The following is a 17,368-nucleotide window of genomic DNA, read 5'->3' as shown; positions in this document are numbered from 1 at the left end:
CAGGGTAGCGGGTCGCCGCCGCGCCGCCGGGAGGAGCTTCCCGGAGCCGCCCGCGCGGACGGCAGCAGGCGATCGGGCGGGACGGCCCGCTCGTCCTCGCCGGGCGGCGGGCTACGGGGCGACGCGGCCGTTCGCTGTGAAGGCGGCGGCCGTGAGGGGCATCAGCTCCTGGAACTGCGTCTCCATCTGCTCGGCCGCCATCTCGATCTCGCGCTGCGGGAAGGAGGGGAACGTCGAGTCCTCGCGCTTGGTGCGCAGGGAGAGGAAGTTCATCAGCGAGCGGGCGTTGAGCGTGACGTACATCGACGAGTAGATGTTCAGCGGGAGGACGATCCGGGCGACCTCGCGGGCGACGCCCTCGCCGAGCATCCGCCGGTACGACTCGTAGGCCTGCGTGCTGACGCGGCGCGTCTCCTCGGCGACGAGCTCGGCCTGCTCCGCGGTGCCCGGCTCGAAGGAGTAGGCGCCGGGCTTGCCGACCTGCACGAGGTTGCGCCGGGGGCCGGGCACGTAGAAGACCGGGCGGAGCTCGCGGTAGCGGCCCGATTCCTCGTTGTAGGAGGCGATGCGGTGCCGCATGAACTCGCGGAAGACGAAGATCGGCGCCTGCACGTAGAAGGTCATCGAGTTGTGCTCGAACGGCGAGCCGTGGCGGTCGCGCATCAGGTAGTTGATCAGTCCGCGGTCGCGCTTGCGCTGCAGCTCGGCGTCGGACTCCTCGCCGTCGAGCGCCTCGGCGAGCGTCTTCTCGCCCTGGGTCGAGACGCGGGCCGCGAACAGCACGTCCGAGTCGTGGGCGCTCGCGCGGACCAGCTCGACGACGACATCACTGCGGAAGACGGGACTGCTCGGGTCTGCGCTGAGGCTGCTCTGTTCGGTCACGGATCGAACCTAGACCACGCTCCGACCGCGGCCGTCGTCACATCCCGAAACAGTCGTCCGCGCAGCGCCTGCGCCGACCTACGCTTCCCGGATGGAGCCCGTGACGATCCTCGCCGCACTGCTCGGCCTCGTCGTGCTGGGCGTCGTCCTCGGGGCTGTCCATCGGGCCCGCTCCGGGCGCGTCGCGGGCGTCCCCTCGCGCCAGGGCCCCGCGATCGACCCCGGCGAGCTCGTCCCCGGCGCAGTGCTCGGGACCCGGGCCACAGTCGTGCAGTTCTCGACCGACGTCTGCACGCGGTGCCCTGCAGTGCGACGGATGGTCGGGGAGCTCGCCCAGCAGCGGCCCGGGCTGGCGCACCTCGACGTCGATCTGACGCACCGCCCCGACCTCGCGGCGCGCTTCCGCGTCCGGCAGACGCCCACGCTCCTCCTGCTCGATCGAGACGGAGTGCCGCGCAGCCGCATCGGCGGCGCTCCGACCCGCGCCGCCCTGACCATCGAGCTCGACCGACTCCAGGAGACATGATGAGCACCCGCTCCCCCTCCACCACCGGCGCCACTCCCCCGTCCGGCACCGTCGATCCCCGCGGTCCGAGGGTCGCCGCCGGAGTCACCGCCGCACTCCTCCTCACGGCCGTGGGCCTCGGGCTCGCGGCCCCGGCCCGGGCCGACCTCGACGGCCGGCTCTCCCAGCCCGGCTTCCTCCTGCTGCTCGCGCTCGCCGCCCTCTTCGCCTGGTCGGCCGCGCGCGGCGTCGGCTCCGGCCCCTGGGCGGTGCTGTTCCGCCGGGTGGTCCGGCCGCACCTGGCACCGCCGCGCGAGTGGGAGGACGCCCGCCCGCCGCGCTTCGCCCAGCTGATCGGCCTGGTGGTGACCGGCACCGGCGTCCTCCTGCACGTCGCCGGCGTCCCGGGATCGGTTCCGGTCGCCGCGGCCGTCGCCTTCCTCGCCGCCTTCCTCAACGCCGTGTTCGGCCTCTGCCTGGGCTGCGAGCTCTACCTCGTGCTCGCGCGGGCCGGCCTGGTCGGGCGCTCGGCCGGCTCCCGGGCGTGAGGCTCTAGGCTGGGTCCGCTTCGCGGGCGGCCCGCGACCGGCTCCGGGAGGCACCATGAGCGACTCATCCGCACGGCACTCCGACCACGACGGGACCACGGACTCCGGCTCGCCGCGACGCGCCGCGCGCACGCCGGGCGAGCACGTGTCGACGCCGTCCGAGCTGCCCTCGGCCCGGCCGGATGCGTCCGCTCCCCGGCTCCGCGTCCTGATCTCGGGCGCCAGCGGGATGATCGGCTCCGAGCTGACCCGCCAGCTGCGCGCCGAGGGGCACGAGATCCTGCGCCTGGTGCGCCACGCGCCGTCGAGCCCGGACGAGTTCCACTGGGCGCCCACCTCGCACATGCTCGACTTCAGCGTGCTCGACCGCGTCGACGCCGTGATCAACCTCTCCGGCGCCTCGATCAGCCGCCTGCCGTGGACCGCGTCCTACAAGCGGGAGATCCTCGACTCGCGGATCCAGTCCACGCAGACCCTCACCGACGCGATGCGGATGTCCTCGACCCCGCCGACGACGCTGATCAACGCCTCCGCGGTCGGCTACTACGGAGACCGCCCGGGCGAGGAGCTCACCGAGCAGTCCTCGCGCGGCGACGGGTTCCTCGCCGACGTCGTCGACCGCTGGGAGAAGGCCGCCCACCTCGCGCCCGAGGCCACGCGGGTGGTCACCGCTCGCACCGGGCTCGTCCTCGGCGACGGCGGCGCGCTCAAGCCGCTCCTGCCCCTGACGAAACTCGGCCTCAGCGGGCCGCTCGGCAGCGGCAACCAGGCCTGGCCCTGGATCAGCCTCTACGACGAGGCCGCGGCGATCCGCCACCTGCTCACGTCCTCGCTCTCGGGCCCGGTGAACCTCGCCGGACCGGTGCCGGCGACCGCGAACGACGTGATGCGCACCCTCGCCGAGCAGCTGCACCGCCCGTTCAAGCTGGCCGTCCCCGAGAAGATCATCGAGCTCGCGCTGCGCGACGCCGGGCACGAGCTCCTGCTCTCGAGCCAGCGCCTGGTCCCCCAGCGGCTGCTCGACGACGGCTTCGAGTTCCGCCACCGCACGGTCGGCGCGGCGCTGGAGTGGGTGCTCGCCTGATCCCGGCCGCCCGAGCGGTCCTCGCCCGGAGAGCCGCGCTCGAGTCGCGGCCGAGCGGTCAGGCCGGAGCCTCGTGCTCCAGCGCGATGGCCCGGCGGATGGCGCCTCGGGCGCGCTTGCGGTCGCCGCTGGCGTCGTAGGCGAGGCCGAGGCGGTACCAGGCGCGCCAGCTGCCGGGCTGCGCGTCGACCTCCTCCGCGTACTGCGGGAACAGCGCGTCCGCCTCCTCCCGGAGCGGACGCCCGCTGGCCCGCGAGTCGAGGACCTCCTGCGGCAGCGCGTTCTCGCCCTCCAGCCGACGGGCCAGCTTCTCGGCGCGGAGCCCGAACAGCAGCTCGCGCACGAGCCCCCAGACGCCGACGGCGCCGAGGATCAGCAGGCCGACGCCCATCACGATGCCGGGCACCGTCGCCGCGGCGAAGGCGACGACGGAGTACTGCAGGCAGACGAACAGGTAGAGGGCGAGCAGGACCGCCATCAGGACGACGCCGATGCGGGTCCTCACGGGGTGCTCGTCGCTGCGGCGGCCTGGCCGGACGGAGCCCGGTCGATGACGGGCTGCTCGTCGACCGGCCGCTCGTCGAGAGGCGCGGCGTCGAAGGCGGCGCGCAGGTCGATCAGCGCGTCGAGGCCCACCACCACGCCCGTGGTCGTCCGGACCGCGTCGAGAGCGCGCAGGACGCCCTGCTCGTAGGAGGCCTGCGAGGTGGTGTCGTGCCGGATGGTGACCGTCTCGCCGGTGCCGCCGAAGACGACCTCCTGGCGCGCCTCCACTCCGGGCAGGCGGAGGCTGTGGACCGGGACGCTCGCGACCTGCTGGCCGCGGGCCCGCTGGTCGGTGTGCGGAGCCTGCACCGGACCGAGCTCGGCCCGGGCGCGCAGCAGCAGCTCGGCCGTGCGGACCGCGGTCCCGGAGGGCGAGTCGACCTTGCGGGCGCCGTGGGTCTCGACGATCTCGGCGGCGTCGAAGAAGCGCGCGGCCACGGTGGCCAGCGCGGTCGCGAGCACCGAGCCCAGCGAGAAGTTGGGGATGATCACGACGCCGGCCTCCGGCTGCTCGGCGACGCTGCGCCGGAGGGCCGCGATCCGGTCGCCGGTCCAGCCGGAGGTGCCGACGAGCACCTTCCTCCCGTTGGCCACGGCGAAGTCGACGATCTGCTGGCTGACGGCCGGCACGGTCATGTCGACGACGACGTCGGCCGCGAGCATCTCGGCGGGATCGCTCCGCGAGCCGAGCCGCGCGACGAGCGAGAACTCGCTCGACGCCTCGATGAGCGAGCAGGTGAACGAGCCGAGTCGGCCGGACGCGCCGACCACGGCGACGGAGGTAGTCACCGACTCAGCGTAGCCCGCGGCTCAGTACGGCTGGGCCTCGGGCAGGCCGGTGCGCAGCTCCACGGGCAGGTGCGAGAGATCGTTGTGCACGACGAGCACCGGCGGCTTGCGGGAGCGGACGCGGATGATCGTCAGCCCGCAGTTGGCCTGGTTGAGGCCCAGCCACCGCCAGTCGGGAGCGTCGAACACGTGGCGGACGAACCAGCCGATCACGAAGTTGTGGGTGATGAGGAGGTCGTGGCGGTCCTCGCGCGACGGCGCCAGGAACTCGGCCACCGCGTCCTGCATCTGCGCGTGCCCCGCCTCGATCTCGGCCGCGGTGACGCTGCCGAAGAAGGGCTCGAACGCCTTGGGCATGTCCGGGGTCGGCCCCGAGGGGATGCAGTCGAACAGCAGCGAGGACGGCTGGAGCGGCAGGCTCGGCAGAAGCGTCTGGAAGCGCGCGGCCGTCTCCTCGGCCCGGCGCAGCGGGGAGTGCCACGCTCCGGTGAAGGGGACTCCGCCGAGCCGCTCGGCGATGAGCCTCGCCTGGCGCTCACCACGGGCCGAGAGCGGGCCGTCCGGCATGCCGTGCTCGGCGTCCTGCTGCTCGCCGTGGCGGACGAGGTAGATGTAGTGGGACACGGGGTCCTCCCTGGTGCGGCGCGGCGGTGCGCGGTCAGCGGGCGTTCGACGATCGGATCAGATCGCGGAGGCGCTCTCGATCCCGGCGATCCCGGCGAAGGCCGACTCGTCGACCGCGCCGACGGCCGAGATCGACGACGGCCCCCGGGCCAAGTCTGCCGCGAGTGCCTGGATGTCCTCCGCGCCGACGAGGGCGAGTCGGCGCAGGCTCTCGTCGAGGTCGACGAACTCGCCGAAGGTCAGCTCGGCGCGTCCGAGGCGCGACATCCGGGTGTCGGAGTCCTCCAGCGCGAGCGCCGCCGCTCCCGAGAGCTGGCCGCGGGCGCGCGCGAGCTCGTCGTCGGTGACGCCGTCCTCGGCGAGGCGGTGGAACTCGGTGAGCAGGAGCTCGGCGACCGTCCCCGCCTTCGCCGGGGTGCACGCGGCGTAGAGCCCGAAGAGGCCCGCGTCCGAGTAGGACGGGGCGAAGGAGTAGACGGAGTAGGCCAGGCCGCGCTTCTCGCGCACCTCCTGGAACAGCCGCGAGGACATGCCGCCGCCGAGGATCGAGTTGAGGACGCCCATCGTCATCCGCCGCTCGTCGCCCGCGGCGAGACCGGGGAAGCCGACCAGCAGGTTCGCCTGCTCGGTGGGGCGGTGCACCACCGACAGGGCGCTGCCGCGGGTGTAGGACGCACGGCCGCCGACGCGCCGCTCGACGGGCGGGGCCGCCGTGCCGAGGTCCCAGCCGTCGGCGACGAGGACCCGCTGGAGCAGCGCGACGAGCGCCTCGTGGTCGACGGCGCCGGCGACGGTGATCACCACGTCTCGCGGGCGGTAGGCGGCGCGGTAGTGCGCCCAGACCGCGTCCCGGGTGGCCTCGCCGATGGTCGCGGCGGTGCCCCCGATCGGGCGGCCCAGCGGGTGGTCACCGAACACGGCCTCGAACAGCTTCTCGCCCGCCACGTCGGCCGGATCGTCGTCCGCCATCGCCAGCTCCTCGAGGATGACCCCGCGCTCGGTCTCGAACTCGTCCGGATCGATCAGGCTCGAGGTCACCATGTCGGCGATCACCTCGACCGCCATCGGGAGGTCGCGGTCCTGGATCTTGGCGTAGTAGCAGGTGTACTCCTTGGCGGTGAGAGCGTTGTGCTCCCCGCCCACGGAGTCGAAGGACACGGCGATGTCGAGGGCGGACCGCTTCTGCGTGCCCTTGAACAGCAGGTGCTCGAGGAAGTGCGTCGAGCCGACGTTGGAGGGCACGGCGGGCTCGCCCGCGGTCGCGGGGCGGCCGGGCCGCTCGTCGCGAGAACCCGCGGCGACCCAGAAGCCGATCGTGGCGCTGCGGGCGCCGGGCACCGATTCGCTGAGGATGCGGACACCGCTCGGGAGGACGGAGCGGCGGACCGTGGATCCGCCTGCGGCCCGGACTGACGTCTCCGGCTGGTCGAGGGGCAGTGCGACTCCGTGATTCATCGTGCCCACCCTAGGCCACCGCGACGGCGGCCCGAGCCGGGCTGTCGCGCCGTGGCGGGAGAGGTGCAGGGGGCGTCGCGGACGGGCGCGGTCAGCGGCGCGCGCGCTCCAGCGCGGCCAGGTGTCCGGGGTCGAGCTCGAGCGAGACCGCGCGCACCAGCGCGTCCACGTCGGCGGGTGAGCGCGGGGCGACCGTCGCGGCGGTCAGCCGCGGCCGGCCGAGCAGCCAGGCCAGGGCGACGGCGGCGGGAGCGGCCGAGAGCTCGGCACCGATCGCGTCGAGGACGGCGAGGACCCGGCGTCCGCGGCGCCCGAGGTGGGCGGCGGCGAGTGCCCCGTCGGGCAGGCGGCCGAGCTCGCGGCGGGTGCGCTCGGCGCCGCGGAGGAACCCGTGGGCGAGGGGGACGGTCGCGAGCAGGGCGAGTCCCTGGCCGGCGGCGACGAGGCCGAGATCGCCCTCCGAGCCGGGCCGCTCCAGCAGGTTCCAGCGGACCTCCGCGCCGGCGAGGCGGGGCAGCCCGTGGGCGGCCAGGACGCGCGCCTCGAACAGCTCCTCCGGGGAGAATCCGGAGGCGACCACCGACCGCACCAGCCCGCGCGCCAGCAGCACGTCGACAGCGCTGAGGAGCTCGTCGAGGCGCCCGGCCCCGTCGGGGCGGACCGCCAGCACATCGAGGCGATCGGTGCGGAGGCGGCGCAGCGCCCCCTCGACACGGTCCACGAGCGCACGCGGCGTCGCGGGCGCGCCGACCGGAGCGGCGAAGCGGCCGATCAGGAGGAAGCGGTCCCGGTCGCGGTGTCCGGCGGGCCAGCCGCCGACGCCCTCCGCGAGGCTCGAGTCGGTGACGACGACGCCGTTGCCGCCCCACGCCGCGTAGCGCTCGAGCAGCGCGGCACCGTCGTCGCGGCCGAGCGCCGCCGCGTCGAGCACGAAGGGGAAGAGATCGTGGCCGGAGTCGCCCATCGGCCGGCGGTGCGAGGGTGCGACGGCGGTCGGCTCGACGGGGCCGGTCTCGGCGAGGACGCCGCTCGAGGAGGCTGCGCGGGAGGCCGCGGGCGGGAGCGGGACGGCACTGTGACGGGGAGCCCGCACGACGGCGCCGGTCCTGTCCCTGGGCACGCCACCACTCTCCCTGCGGCGGCTCGGGTCCCGCCAGGGGAGAGAGTATCCGAGCGCCGTAGCCGCCACTCCGCCGGGTCGCGCACGGTTCACCAGATCGTTACACGGGCGCCGCCGGCGGGGTCGACTCGCGCCGGCGAGCGGTGCGGCGGGCCCCTCCGTGTCGGCCGTCCGGGCTAGATTCGCGACCATGGACTCCGCCGCCCCGACCCCCTCCGAGACCGCCGCCCCGACCTCCGACTCCCCCGAGCGGGAGACGTCAGCGCCCTGGTGGACGAGCGCCGTCGTCTACCAGATCTACCCGCGCTCGTTCGCGGACTCGAACGGCGACGGCATCGGCGACCTGGGCGGCATCCGCTCGAAGCTCGACCACCTCGCCGACCTGGGGGTCGACGTGATCTGGCTCTCGCCGGTCTACCCGTCGCCGCAGCACGACAACGGCTACGACATCTCGGACTACGAGGACATCGACCCGCGGTTCGGGACGCTGGAGGAGTTCGACCTGCTCCTCGCGGAGGCCCACGAGCGCGGCATCCGCATCGTGATGGACCTCGTGGTCAACCACACGAGCGACGAGCACGCCTGGTTCGTCGAGTCCCGCTCCTCGCAGGAGGACCCGAAGCGCGACTGGTACTGGTGGCGCCGCGGGCGCCGCTCGGCCGAGCCCGGCCGCGAGCTCGAGGCGGCCGCCGGCGCCGGCCTCGACGTCGCCGAGCCGAACGGCTGGCGCTCCTACTTCTCCGGCCCGGCCTGGACGCTCGACCCGGCGACGGACGAGTACTTCCTCCACCTCTTCGCGGTGCAGCAGCCGGACCTCAACTGGGAGAACCCCGAGGTGCGGCACGCGGTGCACGCGATGATGAACCGCTGGCTCGACCGCGGAGTGGACGGCTTCCGGATGGACGTGATCAACCTCGTCTCGAAGGACGTCGGAGCCGTCGACGGCGAGCAGGGCGGCGCGGGCATCGTCGGAGGGGTGGGTCCGCGGCTCCACGAGTACCTCCGCGAGATGCACGAGGCCGTGTTCGCGCACCGCGAGGGCTCCTTCCTCACCGTCGGCGAGATGCCCGGGGTCACCCTCGAGGAGGCGGTGCTCGTGACCGATCCCGAGCGGCGTGAGCTCGACATGGTCTTCCAGTTCGAGCACGTCGGCATCGACCACGGAGTCGACAAGTTCCACCCGGTGCCGCTGGACCTGGTCGCCTTGAAGGCCAACCTCGCGCGCTGGCAGGACGGCCTGGCCGAGCGCGGCTGGAACAGCCTGTACCTCGGCAACCACGACCAGCCGCGTCTCGTCTCGCGCTTCGGGGACGACGGCGCGCACCGCTACGAGTCCGCGACCCTCTGGGCGACGCTCCTCCACCTCCAGCGCGGCACGCCGTACATCTACCAGGGCGACGAGATCGGGATGACGAACGTCCCGTTCGCCGGCATCGAGGACTTCCGCGACGTCGAGTCCCTGAACTACTGGGCCGAGGCCGTCGGCGAGCGCGGCGAGGACCCGGCGACCGTGCTCGCCGGGCTGCGCGCGCAGAGCCGCGACAACGCCCGCACGCCGGTGCAGTGGGACGACAGCCTCCAGGCCGGCTTCACGACCGGCGAGCCGTGGATCGCGGTCAACCCGAACGCCGCCGAGGTGAACGTCGCCGCCGATCGGGCCGCCGAGCGGTCGGTCTTCGAGTACTACCGGGCGCTGATCGCGCTGCGGCACGCCGACGAGACGGTGCAGCTGGGCCGCTTCGCGCTGCTGGAGCCCGAGCACCCCGCGCTCTTCGCCTTCACGCGCACCGGACCGGGCGAGCTGCTCGTCGTCGGGAACGTGTCCGGTGAGCCGCTCGAGGTGCCGCTGCTCGAGGAGTGGGCGGCTGCCGAGACGGTCCTCGGCAACGTCGCCGGTGCGACCGGGTCGACGCTCGGCCCGTGGGAGGCGCGCATCCTGCGCCGCTGAACCTCGCCGCGCCCCGCTCCGAGCACGGCGCGGGGCGCGGCGCCCGACGGCGGTGGACCAGCGGGCGAGGGCCTCAGGCGGAGACGCGGTCCAGTTGAGCGACGTCGCTGCGGGTCAGCGGGAGCGCGGCCGCCGCGAACAGCGACTCGAGCTCCGCGGCGTTCCGCGCCCGGACGATCGCCGCCGAGACCTCCTGGTGCGAGAGCACCCAGGCGAGCGCGACCACGCCGGGCTCCGTGCCGTGGGCCCCGGCGATCTCGTCGAGGGCCGCGAGCACGCGGGAGCCGTGGCGGCCGACGTAGTCCAGGCCCGCCTCGAACAGGGCCGACTCCGGCTCGTCCGTGCGGCTGCGCAGGGCGCCGGTGAGGTAGCCGCTCGCCAGGGGCAGCCGCGCGAGGGTGCCGAGCTCGAGCCGCACCACCTCGGGGGCGACGTCGGTCTCGTAGGTCCGGCGCTCCATCAGGCTGTACTCCGACACGACGGCCGAGAGCGACGGCAGCGCGAACGCGGTCGCCGTCTCGTGCAGCGCCGTGATCGCGGCTCCGCTGAAGTGCGCGGCGCCCAGGGCGCCGACCGAGCCGTCCGCCAGGAACGGCGCGACCGCCGCCAGGCTGTCGGCGATGGGGATCCCGGGGTCCTCGCTGTCGAACGAGAGCAGGTCGATCCGGGTGCCGAGCCGCTCGAGGCTCCCCTCGATCGCGATGCGGACGTCCTCCGGGGCGAGGCCCGGCGCGTCCGGGTGCCGGCCGACCTTCGTCGCGACCAGCATCCGCTCGCGCAGCCCGCTCTGCTCGAGCCAGCGGCCGATCATGTACTCGCTCCGACCGGTCGCGTAGTGGTCCGCGGTCGAGATCAGGGTGCCGCCGAGACGGCCGAACGCGTCGAGCACCTCGGTGGTGTCGTCGATCCCGGCGGCCCAGCCGAAGACGGAGCCGTCGAGGGCGAGAGGATGCACGGGGAGGCCGGTCCGACCCAGGGTGCGTGAGAGGAGGGGCGTCTCCGGCTCGGTGGCCAGGGGCGTCGGGTCGGTCACGGAGTCCTCCGGTCGGGGCGGTGCGGCGCGGTCCCGCCACCGTACCCCATGCCCCCGCCGACGACGGACGCCCGCCCCACCGGAGTGGGACGGGCGTCACGGTCGTGCAGGAGGGATCAGCTCTCGGCGGGAGCCTCTGCCTCGGCCTCCTCGGCCACGACGGGCGCGAGGGACAGCTTGCCGCGGTCGTCGATCTTGGTGATCTGGACGAGCAGCTTCTGACCGACTCCGAGGACGTCCTCGACGTTCTCGACGCGCTTGCCGCCGGCGAGCTTGCGGACCTCGCTGATGTGCAGCAGTCCGTCCTTGCCGGGGAGGAGCGAGACGAACGCGCCGAACGTCGCGAGCTTGACGACGGTTCCGAGGAACTGCTCGCCGACCTCGGGGTTGGTCGGGTTCGCGATGGCGTTGACCTGCGCACGCGCGGCCTCGGCCGACGGGCCGTCGACGGCTCCGATGTAGACGGTGCCGTCCTCCTCGATGGAGATGTCGGCGCCGGTCTCGTCCTGGATCGCGTTGATCGTCTTGCCCTTGGGGCCGATCAGCTCGCCGATCTTGTCGACGGGGATCTGCACCGAGATCACGCGGGGCGCGGTCGGGGCCATCTCGTCGGGCTGGTCGATGGCCGCCGTGAGCACCGCGAGGATCGTGGTGCGGGCGTCCTTGGCCTGCTTGAGCGCGGCGTCGAGCACCGACGACGGGATGCCGTCGAGCTTCGTGTCGAGCTGGATGGCCGTGACGAACTCGGCGGTTCCGGCGACCTTGAAGTCCATGTCGCCGAGCGCGTCCTCGGCGCCCAGGATGTCGGTCAGCGCCGCGTAGCGGGTCTGGCCGTCGACGACGTCGGACACGAGGCCCATCGCGATGCCCGCGACCGGGGCGCGCAGCGGCACTCCGGCGTTGAGGAGCGACAGGGTCGACGCGCAGACCGAGCCCATCGAGGTCGAGCCGTTGGAGCTCAGCGCCTCGGAGACCTGGCGGATCGCGTAGGGGAACTCCTCGCGGCTCGGCAGCACCGGCACGAGGGCGCGCTCGGCGAGGAAGCCGTGCCCGATCTCGCGACGCTTCGGCGATCCGACGCGGCCGGTCTCACCGGTCGAGTAGGGCGGGAAGTTGTAGTGGTGCAGGTACCGCTTCTTGGTGACGGGCGACAGCGAGTCGATCTGCTGCTCCATCTTGAGCATGTTCAGCGTGGTGACGCCCAGGATCTGGGTCTCGCCGCGCTGGAAGATGGCCGAGCCGTGGACGCGCGGGATGACCTGCACCTCGGCGTCGAGCGGGCGGATGTCGGCCAGGCCGCGTCCGTCGATGCGCACGCCGTCGCGGAGGATGCGGCCGCGGACGACCACCTTCGTGACGGACTTGTACGCCGCTCCGACCTGGTTGTAGGCCTCGGCCGACAGCTGACCCGACGCGATGCGCTCGGCGATCTGCTCCTTGACGCGCGCCTTGAGGGCGTCGTCGGCGTCCTGCCGCTCGACCTTGTCGGCGATCTGGTACACGCGGACGAGCTCGTCGTAGCTGAGCTCGGCGACGTTGTCGTAGGTCTCCTGCGCGTAGGGCAGGAACACCGGGTAGTCCTTGACCGGCTTCGCGGTCTCGGCGGCGAGCTTCGCCTGCGCCTCGACGAGTGCGCGGAGGAAGGGCTTGGCGGCCTCGAGGCCCTCGGCGACGACGTCCTCGCTGGGCTTGGTCGCACCCGCCTTGATGAGGTTCCAGGAGGACTCCGTGGCCTCGGCCTCGACCATCATGATGGCGACGTCCGAGGAGCCGTCCTCGTTGGTGACGACGCGGCCCGCGACGGTGAGGTCGAAGACGGCGTTCTCCAGCTGGGAGGCCTTGGGGAAGGCGACCCACTGGTCGTTGCCGGAGCCGTCGGACATGAGCGCCAGGCGGACGCCGGCGACTGGGCCGGAGAACGGCAGGCCGGAGATCTGCGTGGACGCGCTCGCGGCGTTGATCGCGAGGGCGTCGTAGAACTCGTCCGGCGCGATGCTGAGGACCGTGATGACGATCTGGACCTCGTTGCGCAGGCCCTCGACGAACGAGGGGCGCAGCGGCCGGTCGATCAGACGGCAGACCAGGATCGCCTCGGTGGAGGGGCGGCCCTCGCGGCGGAAGAACGAGCCGGGGATCTTGCCGACGGCGTAGGAGCGCTCCTCGACGTCGACGGTCAGCGGGAAGAAGTCGAAGTTGTCCTTCGGGTTCTTCGAGGCCGACGTGGCCGACAGGAGCATGGTGTCCTCGTCGAGGTAGGCGGCGACGGCGCCCTGAGCCTGCTGCGCGAGGCGGCCGGTCTCGAAGCGGACGGTGCGGGTACCGTACGAGCCGTTGTCGAGAACGGCTTCGGCGAATGTGATTTCAGGACCTTCCAAGAGGTCTGTCTCCTTAACGTCTGCAGCGGCGCCCCTTCTGGGCGCCGGCGTTCGTCGGAGCAGCGGTCCGGTCAGGAATCGAGACGATCCCACGGCAGGGCTTCGCGCCGTGCCGTCGTGTGGAGGGCGTTCGTGCTGGCCACCAGTAGAAGAGCTCCGGGCTGTCGCGACCTGTGCCGCGAGCGGGACGTGCCGCCTGCGACTCGTGCCGCGGCGGCCCGTGCTCTGTCGCACGCTGCCGCCGTCCGGGACTCCACCACCGAGGACCAGCTTCCTGCCGGCCTGCTCCGTGGCTCGAATCCTGGGTCGACCGGCGGTCGCTTTCGGATTCGGAACCGGTTCATGCTATCAGCCGCGGTGCGGTTCCTCCATGGACCGCGCCGACCCGGCGGGCCCTCCGCCCGTCAGCCCCGCGTCTCGTGCATCAGCAGCTCTACGCGCAGCCCGCCCCTCACCGTCACGATGCGGGCCGGCACGCGGGGCGACCTCCCCGCCTCCGAGAGCCGGGCGAGGGCGGCCTCGACCACGTTCTCGAGACCGCGCGGCACCTGGCCGACGAGCCCCGAGGGGCGCTGGGCCGCGAACAGGCGGACCGGCATCGGAGCGTCCACGCGCTCCTCCTCCGCGGTGCGGCGCGGGATCACGGCCGTGACCTCGTCCTCGCCGAGGGCGAGCACCCGCGCGATCTCGTCCTGGTGAGGCCGGGAGTCGGCGAGGCGGAGGAGGGTGTCGCCGCGCCGCGACTTCGGGCGCAGCTCGTAGTCGTAGTCGTCGAGCTTGCCCGAGCCGCGGTCGTCGGAGGGGAGGGGGTTCGCGTCGCCGCGTCCGAACGGGAAGAGCTTCATGCCTCCATTGTCCAGCTCGCGGCCCCTCCCCCCGCTCGCGTCAGGCGGTGCGCCGCATCCGGGCGATCGCCGCGAGCACCAGGACGAGCACGACGACGACGAAGCCGAGCAGGACCGGGACGGCCGGCAGGAGCGCGAGCGCGGCACCGATCGCCAGGACCGGCACCGCGAGGCCGAGGTAGGCGGCGAGGAACACGGCCGCGAGCACCTCGCCGCGGGTCTCGTCGGTGGCGAGCGAGCCGGCGACTCCGAGCGCCAGGCGGAAGAGCAGGCCCACGCCCGCTCCCGCGAGCACCCCGCCGATGATGAAGGCGGACACCGAGACGATCACGGCGCCGGTCGCGACCAGCAGCAGCCCGGCCGTCAGCGCCACGGCCGCGAGGCGGAGCGCCGTCCGCGAGGACAGCCGGATCGAGACCAGCTGCGCGACGGCTCCGGCGGCGAAGACCCCGAAGGAGACCGCGCCCGCCTCGAGGTGGGAGGTCTCGCCGAAGCGCCCGGCGAGGAAGGTCGGCGCCAGCGAGGTGAAGAGGCCGAATACGGCGAACCCGGCGAACGCGCCGACCGCGGCCGAGAGGAAGACGCCGCGGGAGGCGGCCGGCACGGCCAGGCGCTGCGGACGGTAGGCCGGGAGGACCTCGCGCCGCTCGACCGTCTCGGGGACGAGCGCGACACCGATCCCGAGGACGACCAGGAGGACGAGGAACACGGCGTACGGGACGACCAGAGGCTCGCGCACCGTCACGGCGAACACCCCGCCGACGAGCGGGCCGAGCGCCAGCCCGCCCATGTTCACGAGGGCGGAGACGGCGCGGGAGGTGCCGGGGCCCTCCTCCGGGCGGGCGACGGCGCGCAGCTCCGAGAGGTGGGCGGTGGCCGTCGCGGTGAGCGCGCCGACGCCGAGCCCGGTCAGCAGGCGGGCGAGGATCAGCCCGGGCACGTCCGGCCAGAGCAGGAACACGGCGGCCGCCAGGACCTCGACGAGGATCGACGCGAGCAGGATCCGGCGTCGGCCGAGCCAGTCGCTGACGTGCCCGGCGAGGAAGAGGCTCGCCACGACTCCGACCGCGTACGCGGCGAAGACCACGGTGACGACGAAGGCCGGGAACCCGTCGCGCTGCTGGTAGATCGCGTAGAGCGGTGTCGGCACGGTCGAGAACGCCATCACCGTGAGGAAGGCGACGGCGATCACCCAGAAGCCGTGACGGTGCGGGAGCTCGCGGCGATGGACGGACGGGAGGGAGCGCTCGGTGGTGGTCACAGTGTCCACAGTGCTCCGCCCCATCATCCGTGTCCAACGGAGGATCTCGGATGAATTGATCGTCCCTGTTGGATAATGGGCGCATGGACGACCGCCAGCTCGCCGCCTTCGTCGCCGTCGCCGAGGAGCTCAGCTTCACCCGGGCGGCCGCGCGCCTGTTCGTCGTGCAGTCGACCCTCTCGGCGAGCATCCGCTCGCTCGAGCAGGAGCTCGGCTCGCCGCTGTTCGCCCGCTCGACCCGGCGGGTGGCGCTCACCGCGGTCGGCGAGGCGCTCCTGCCCTCGGCCCGATCGGCGATCGACAGCCTCGACCGGATGCGCTCGCTCGCGGCCGACGACGCGGCGGGGCTCCGCGGGCGGGTGCGGGTGGGCACCTTCTCCGCCCTCGACCTCGTCGACCTGCCCGGCGCGCTCGGCGTCTTCCGCACTCGGCACCCGCTGGTGGACCTGCTCCTGCGCACCTCGACCACCGGCTCCACCGGTCTCGCCGAGGACCTGCGCCGCGGCCTGCTCGACGCCGCTCTGCTGGCACTGCCGGCGACGCAGCTGCGGGGCCTGGCGGTGACGCGGCTGGTGCGCAGCGACTACGTCCTGCTGGTGGAGAGCGCGCATCCGCTCGCCGCGGCGGGACCGCCCTCCCCGCAGGACCTCGACGGGCTCACCTTCGTGGACACGCCCGCCGGCTTCGGCAACAGGGTCGCCGTCGACCTCGCCTTCCGCGAAGCCGGGGCGTCGCGCCGGGTGGCCACCGAGGTCGCCGATCTGCCGGGGATCCCCCGCTTCGTGCAGGCGGGGCTGGGGCCGGCGATCGTGCCGCGCGCGGGCGTCGAGCCGCTGGAGGGCGTCACGGCCCTCGCGCTCGACTGGCCGGGGCTGGTCTGGGAGCTCTCGGTCTGCACGGCGCCGCGCCCCTCCGCCGCGGTGCAGGCGCTCACGGCCGTGCTGGCGGAGCGGTCGGCCTAGGCCTCAGCCCTCGCGCAGGGGGCCGCGGACGATCGAGTCCCCGGAGTGCTCCGGGTCGTCGTCGAACGGCTCCTGGGAGACGTCCACGAGCGGGTACTCGGCGAGGTCGACGTCGTCGGGCACGGCGAAGACGCCGTCGGTCCCGTCGAGCACGCCGAGCCCGACCAGCCCGGAGGCGTCGGCGGCGAGGAGCCAGACCTCCCGGTACGAGTCGTCCGCGCTCTGCGCATCGAGGTGCACGTGCAGGCGGCGGGTGCCGTCGGCGTCCTCCAGCTCGGCGGTTCCGCTCGCTCCCTGCCAGTCGGGGAGAGCGGCGAGATCAGCGCGCGCCACGACGGCGGCGGTGTCGTCGCTCCGCGAGGCCTGCCACCAGGCTCCGCCCGCGACCCCGATGACGAGCGCGCCGAGAGCGGCCAGCACGGCGCTCAGAGCGCGGGGCCGGCGGCGGCGGGCGGGACGGTGCCGTCCCGGGGGAAGGGCGAGCGGAGGCGGCACGGCAGCGGCCGACGACGGCAGGGCGCCGGGCCCGAGGTCGCCGAGGGCGAGCTCCTCGCGGATGCGGTCCCAGACGATCGCGGGCGGCGCCTCCAGCTCGACAGCACGGCTCTCACGGCCCAGGCCCGCGGCGTGGCCGAGCTCGACCAGCTGCCGGGCGCAGTCGGGGCAGTCGCGCAGGTGGGCCTGCTCGGCGTCGCTCGAGTGCTCGCCGAGGGCGAGCAGGGCGAGCTCGTCGGGATCGAGGTGGGTCATGTGCTGCTCACCTCCAGGCGGGAGCGGAGCCGGTCGAGGCTGCGGCGGATGTGGCTCTTGACGGTACCGAGCGGCAGGCCGGTGCGCTCGGCGATCTCGGTGTGGGTGAGGTCCTCGTAGAAGGCGAGGCCGATCACCCGCCGGGGGACGGGATCCAGGCGGGCCAGCTCGTCGGCGATCAGGATCCGCGCCTCGATGTCGACGGGGGCCTCCCCCTCCTCGACCGGCGTGACGGCGACGAGGGCCTCGGTGAGCCTCCGCTCGCGCGCCCGCGCCTCGTGCGCGTCCGCGATCCTCCTCCGGGAGATCCCGACCAGCCAGGCTCCGAGAGCCGCCCGTCCGGGGTCGAAGCCCGAGCGCGAGGTCCAGGCCGAGACGAACACGCGCTGCACCACGTCCTCCGCGTCGCCGCGGTCGCCGAGCGAGCGCAGCGCCAGCGTGAAGACCAGCGGCGACCAGCGCGAGTACGCCTCGGCGAGCGCCGCCTCCTCCCCTGCGGCGAAGCGGCGGCCGAGCCGGGCCACGAGAGCGCTGTCGGCCTCGGCGCCGTCGGCGGGCTCGATGGTCTCGATCAGGGGGTCCCTCCAGGGCTGCGGGGAGCGCTGCTGCCCGGGGGCGTGCGGCGCTGCGAGGCTCATCGT

Annotated in this window: 17 protein-coding genes; 5 read left to right on the top strand and 12 right to left on the bottom strand. The window is 73.8% G+C overall.

What is annotated here, in order from left to right; genetic code table 11:
* Positions 1-111 precede the first annotated feature (111 nt).
* Complete coding sequence (gene thyX, locus C5C33_RS05515; protein WP_104260624.1) at positions 112-882, bottom strand: FAD-dependent thymidylate synthase; 771 nt, start codon at positions 880-882, stop codon at positions 112-114.
* Between the two features lie 91 nt (positions 883-973).
* Here thyX and C5C33_RS05510 point away from each other — a divergent pair, with 91 nt between their 5' ends.
* Genes C5C33_RS05510 through C5C33_RS05500 form a run of 3 tightly spaced genes read left to right on the top strand, consistent with a single transcriptional unit; the run spans position 974 to position 3,019 of the window.
* Positions 974-1,408, top strand: a complete 435-nt coding sequence (locus C5C33_RS05510) for a thioredoxin family protein (protein ID WP_104224467.1) — start codon at positions 974-976, stop codon at positions 1,406-1,408.
* Positions 1,408-1,935 (top strand): DUF4395 domain-containing protein, encoded by a 528-nt coding sequence (locus C5C33_RS05505; protein WP_104224466.1) that lies wholly within the window; start codon positions 1,408-1,410, stop codon positions 1,933-1,935. The genes C5C33_RS05510 and C5C33_RS05505 overlap by 1 nt, the downstream gene beginning before the upstream one ends.
* Positions 1,936-1,990: 55 nt before the next feature.
* A complete protein-coding gene (locus C5C33_RS05500) occupies positions 1,991-3,019 on the top strand; it encodes a TIGR01777 family oxidoreductase (protein WP_104238626.1) in 1,029 nt (342 codons plus the stop codon).
* 58 nt (positions 3,020-3,077) lie between these two features.
* Here the strand turns inward: C5C33_RS05500 and C5C33_RS05495 are convergent, their stop codons facing one another.
* The 5 genes from C5C33_RS05495 to C5C33_RS05475 all read right to left on the bottom strand — a co-directional run bounded on the left by C5C33_RS05495 (position 3,078) and on the right by C5C33_RS05475 (position 7,553).
* Positions 3,078-3,524, bottom strand: coding sequence for a hypothetical protein (locus C5C33_RS05495; protein ID WP_104250175.1), 447 nt, complete (start codon positions 3,522-3,524; stop codon positions 3,078-3,080).
* Positions 3,521-4,354 (bottom strand): 4-hydroxy-tetrahydrodipicolinate reductase, encoded by an 834-nt coding sequence (gene dapB, locus C5C33_RS05490; protein WP_104250174.1) that lies wholly within the window; start codon positions 4,352-4,354, stop codon positions 3,521-3,523. The genes C5C33_RS05495 and dapB overlap by 4 nt, the downstream gene beginning before the upstream one ends.
* A gap of 21 nt (positions 4,355-4,375) precedes the next feature.
* Positions 4,376-4,978 carry a histidine phosphatase family protein gene (locus C5C33_RS05485; RefSeq protein ID WP_104224462.1) on the bottom strand — a complete coding sequence of 201 codons (603 nt, stop codon included), beginning with the start codon at positions 4,976-4,978 and terminating at the stop codon, positions 4,376-4,378.
* A 57-nt stretch (positions 4,979-5,035) separates the two neighbouring features.
* Positions 5,036-6,433 carry a pitrilysin family protein gene (locus tag C5C33_RS05480; protein ID WP_104260638.1) on the bottom strand — a complete coding sequence of 466 codons (1,398 nt, stop codon included), beginning with the start codon at positions 6,431-6,433 and terminating at the stop codon, positions 5,036-5,038.
* 91 nt (positions 6,434-6,524) lie between these two features.
* A complete protein-coding gene (locus C5C33_RS05475; RefSeq protein ID WP_146076624.1) occupies positions 6,525-7,553 on the bottom strand; it encodes an aldo/keto reductase in 1,029 nt (342 codons plus the stop codon).
* A 190-nt stretch (positions 7,554-7,743) separates the two neighbouring features.
* Between C5C33_RS05475 and C5C33_RS05470 the strand changes: the two genes are divergently transcribed.
* Complete coding sequence (locus tag C5C33_RS05470; RefSeq protein ID WP_104255563.1) at positions 7,744-9,501, top strand: alpha-glucosidase; 1,758 nt, start codon at positions 7,744-7,746, stop codon at positions 9,499-9,501.
* A 73-nt stretch (positions 9,502-9,574) separates the two neighbouring features.
* On the opposite strand, the gene C5C33_RS05465 is transcribed toward C5C33_RS05470, so the two are convergent.
* The 4 genes from C5C33_RS05465 to C5C33_RS05450 form a co-directional block, all read right to left on the bottom strand.
* Entirely contained in the window at positions 9,575-10,534 is a 960-nt protein-coding gene (locus C5C33_RS05465; protein WP_104260622.1) for an aldo/keto reductase, read from the bottom strand.
* A 116-nt stretch (positions 10,535-10,650) separates the two neighbouring features.
* Positions 10,651-12,909 (bottom strand): polyribonucleotide nucleotidyltransferase, encoded by a 2,259-nt coding sequence (locus C5C33_RS05460; RefSeq protein WP_104260621.1) that lies wholly within the window; start codon positions 12,907-12,909, stop codon positions 10,651-10,653.
* Positions 12,910-13,313: 404 nt separating this feature from the next.
* On the bottom strand, positions 13,314-13,754 hold the full coding sequence (locus C5C33_RS05455) for a hypothetical protein (protein WP_104226292.1): 441 nt from the start codon (positions 13,752-13,754) through the stop codon (positions 13,314-13,316).
* A gap of 40 nt (positions 13,755-13,794) precedes the next feature.
* Positions 13,795-15,015: an MFS transporter gene (locus C5C33_RS05450; RefSeq protein WP_258069186.1), complete on the bottom strand. Its 1,221-nt coding sequence runs from the start codon at positions 15,013-15,015 to the stop codon at positions 13,795-13,797.
* A gap of 83 nt (positions 15,016-15,098) precedes the next feature.
* Here C5C33_RS05450 and C5C33_RS05445 point away from each other — a divergent pair, with 83 nt between their 5' ends.
* The gene (locus tag C5C33_RS05445; RefSeq protein ID WP_104233255.1) at positions 15,099-15,977 is read left to right on the top strand and encodes a LysR family transcriptional regulator; all 879 of its coding nucleotides are present in this window, start codon (positions 15,099-15,101) and stop codon (positions 15,975-15,977) included.
* Between the two features lie 3 nt (positions 15,978-15,980).
* On the opposite strand, the gene C5C33_RS05440 is transcribed toward C5C33_RS05445, so the two are convergent.
* Together C5C33_RS05440 and C5C33_RS05435 are read right to left on the bottom strand one after the other, a co-directional pair.
* The gene (locus C5C33_RS05440) at positions 15,981-16,727 is read right to left on the bottom strand and encodes an anti-sigma factor (RefSeq protein WP_104260619.1); all 747 of its coding nucleotides are present in this window, start codon (positions 16,725-16,727) and stop codon (positions 15,981-15,983) included.
* Positions 16,724-17,365 carry an RNA polymerase sigma factor gene (locus C5C33_RS05435; RefSeq protein WP_104260618.1) on the bottom strand — a complete coding sequence of 214 codons (642 nt, stop codon included), beginning with the start codon at positions 17,363-17,365 and terminating at the stop codon, positions 16,724-16,726. The genes C5C33_RS05440 and C5C33_RS05435 overlap by 4 nt, the downstream gene beginning before the upstream one ends.
* Positions 17,366-17,368: the final 3 nt, after the last annotated feature.

Source organism: Rathayibacter sp. AY1H3, from assembly GCF_002932015.1.
Note: the sequence above shows the minus strand (reverse complement) of the source record. Positions and strands in the feature narration are given on the sequence as shown.

Excerpts from the sequence above, each read along its gene's own strand:
- C5C33_RS05510 (WP_104224467.1), top strand. The coding sequence starts at position 974 with ATGGAGCCCGTGACGATCCTCGCCGCACTGCTCGGCCTCGTCGTGCTG.
- C5C33_RS05480 (WP_104260638.1), bottom strand. The coding sequence starts at position 6,433 with ATGAATCACGGAGTCGCACTGCCCCTCGACCAGCCGGAGACGTCAGTC.
- C5C33_RS05440 (WP_104260619.1), bottom strand. The coding sequence starts at position 16,727 with ATGACCCACCTCGATCCCGACGAGCTCGCCCTGCTCGCCCTCGGCGAG.
- C5C33_RS05445 (WP_104233255.1), top strand. The coding sequence starts at position 15,099 with ATGGACGACCGCCAGCTCGCCGCCTTCGTCGCCGTCGCCGAGGAGCTC.
- C5C33_RS05500 (WP_104238626.1), top strand. The coding sequence starts at position 1,991 with ATGAGCGACTCATCCGCACGGCACTCCGACCACGACGGGACCACGGAC.
- C5C33_RS05505 (WP_104224466.1), top strand. The coding sequence starts at position 1,408 with ATGAGCACCCGCTCCCCCTCCACCACCGGCGCCACTCCCCCGTCCGGC.
- C5C33_RS05435 (WP_104260618.1), bottom strand. The coding sequence starts at position 17,365 with ATGAGCCTCGCAGCGCCGCACGCCCCCGGGCAGCAGCGCTCCCCGCAG.
- C5C33_RS05455 (WP_104226292.1), bottom strand. The coding sequence starts at position 13,754 with ATGAAGCTCTTCCCGTTCGGACGCGGCGACGCGAACCCCCTCCCCTCC.
- C5C33_RS05470 (WP_104255563.1), top strand. The coding sequence starts at position 7,744 with ATGGACTCCGCCGCCCCGACCCCCTCCGAGACCGCCGCCCCGACCTCC.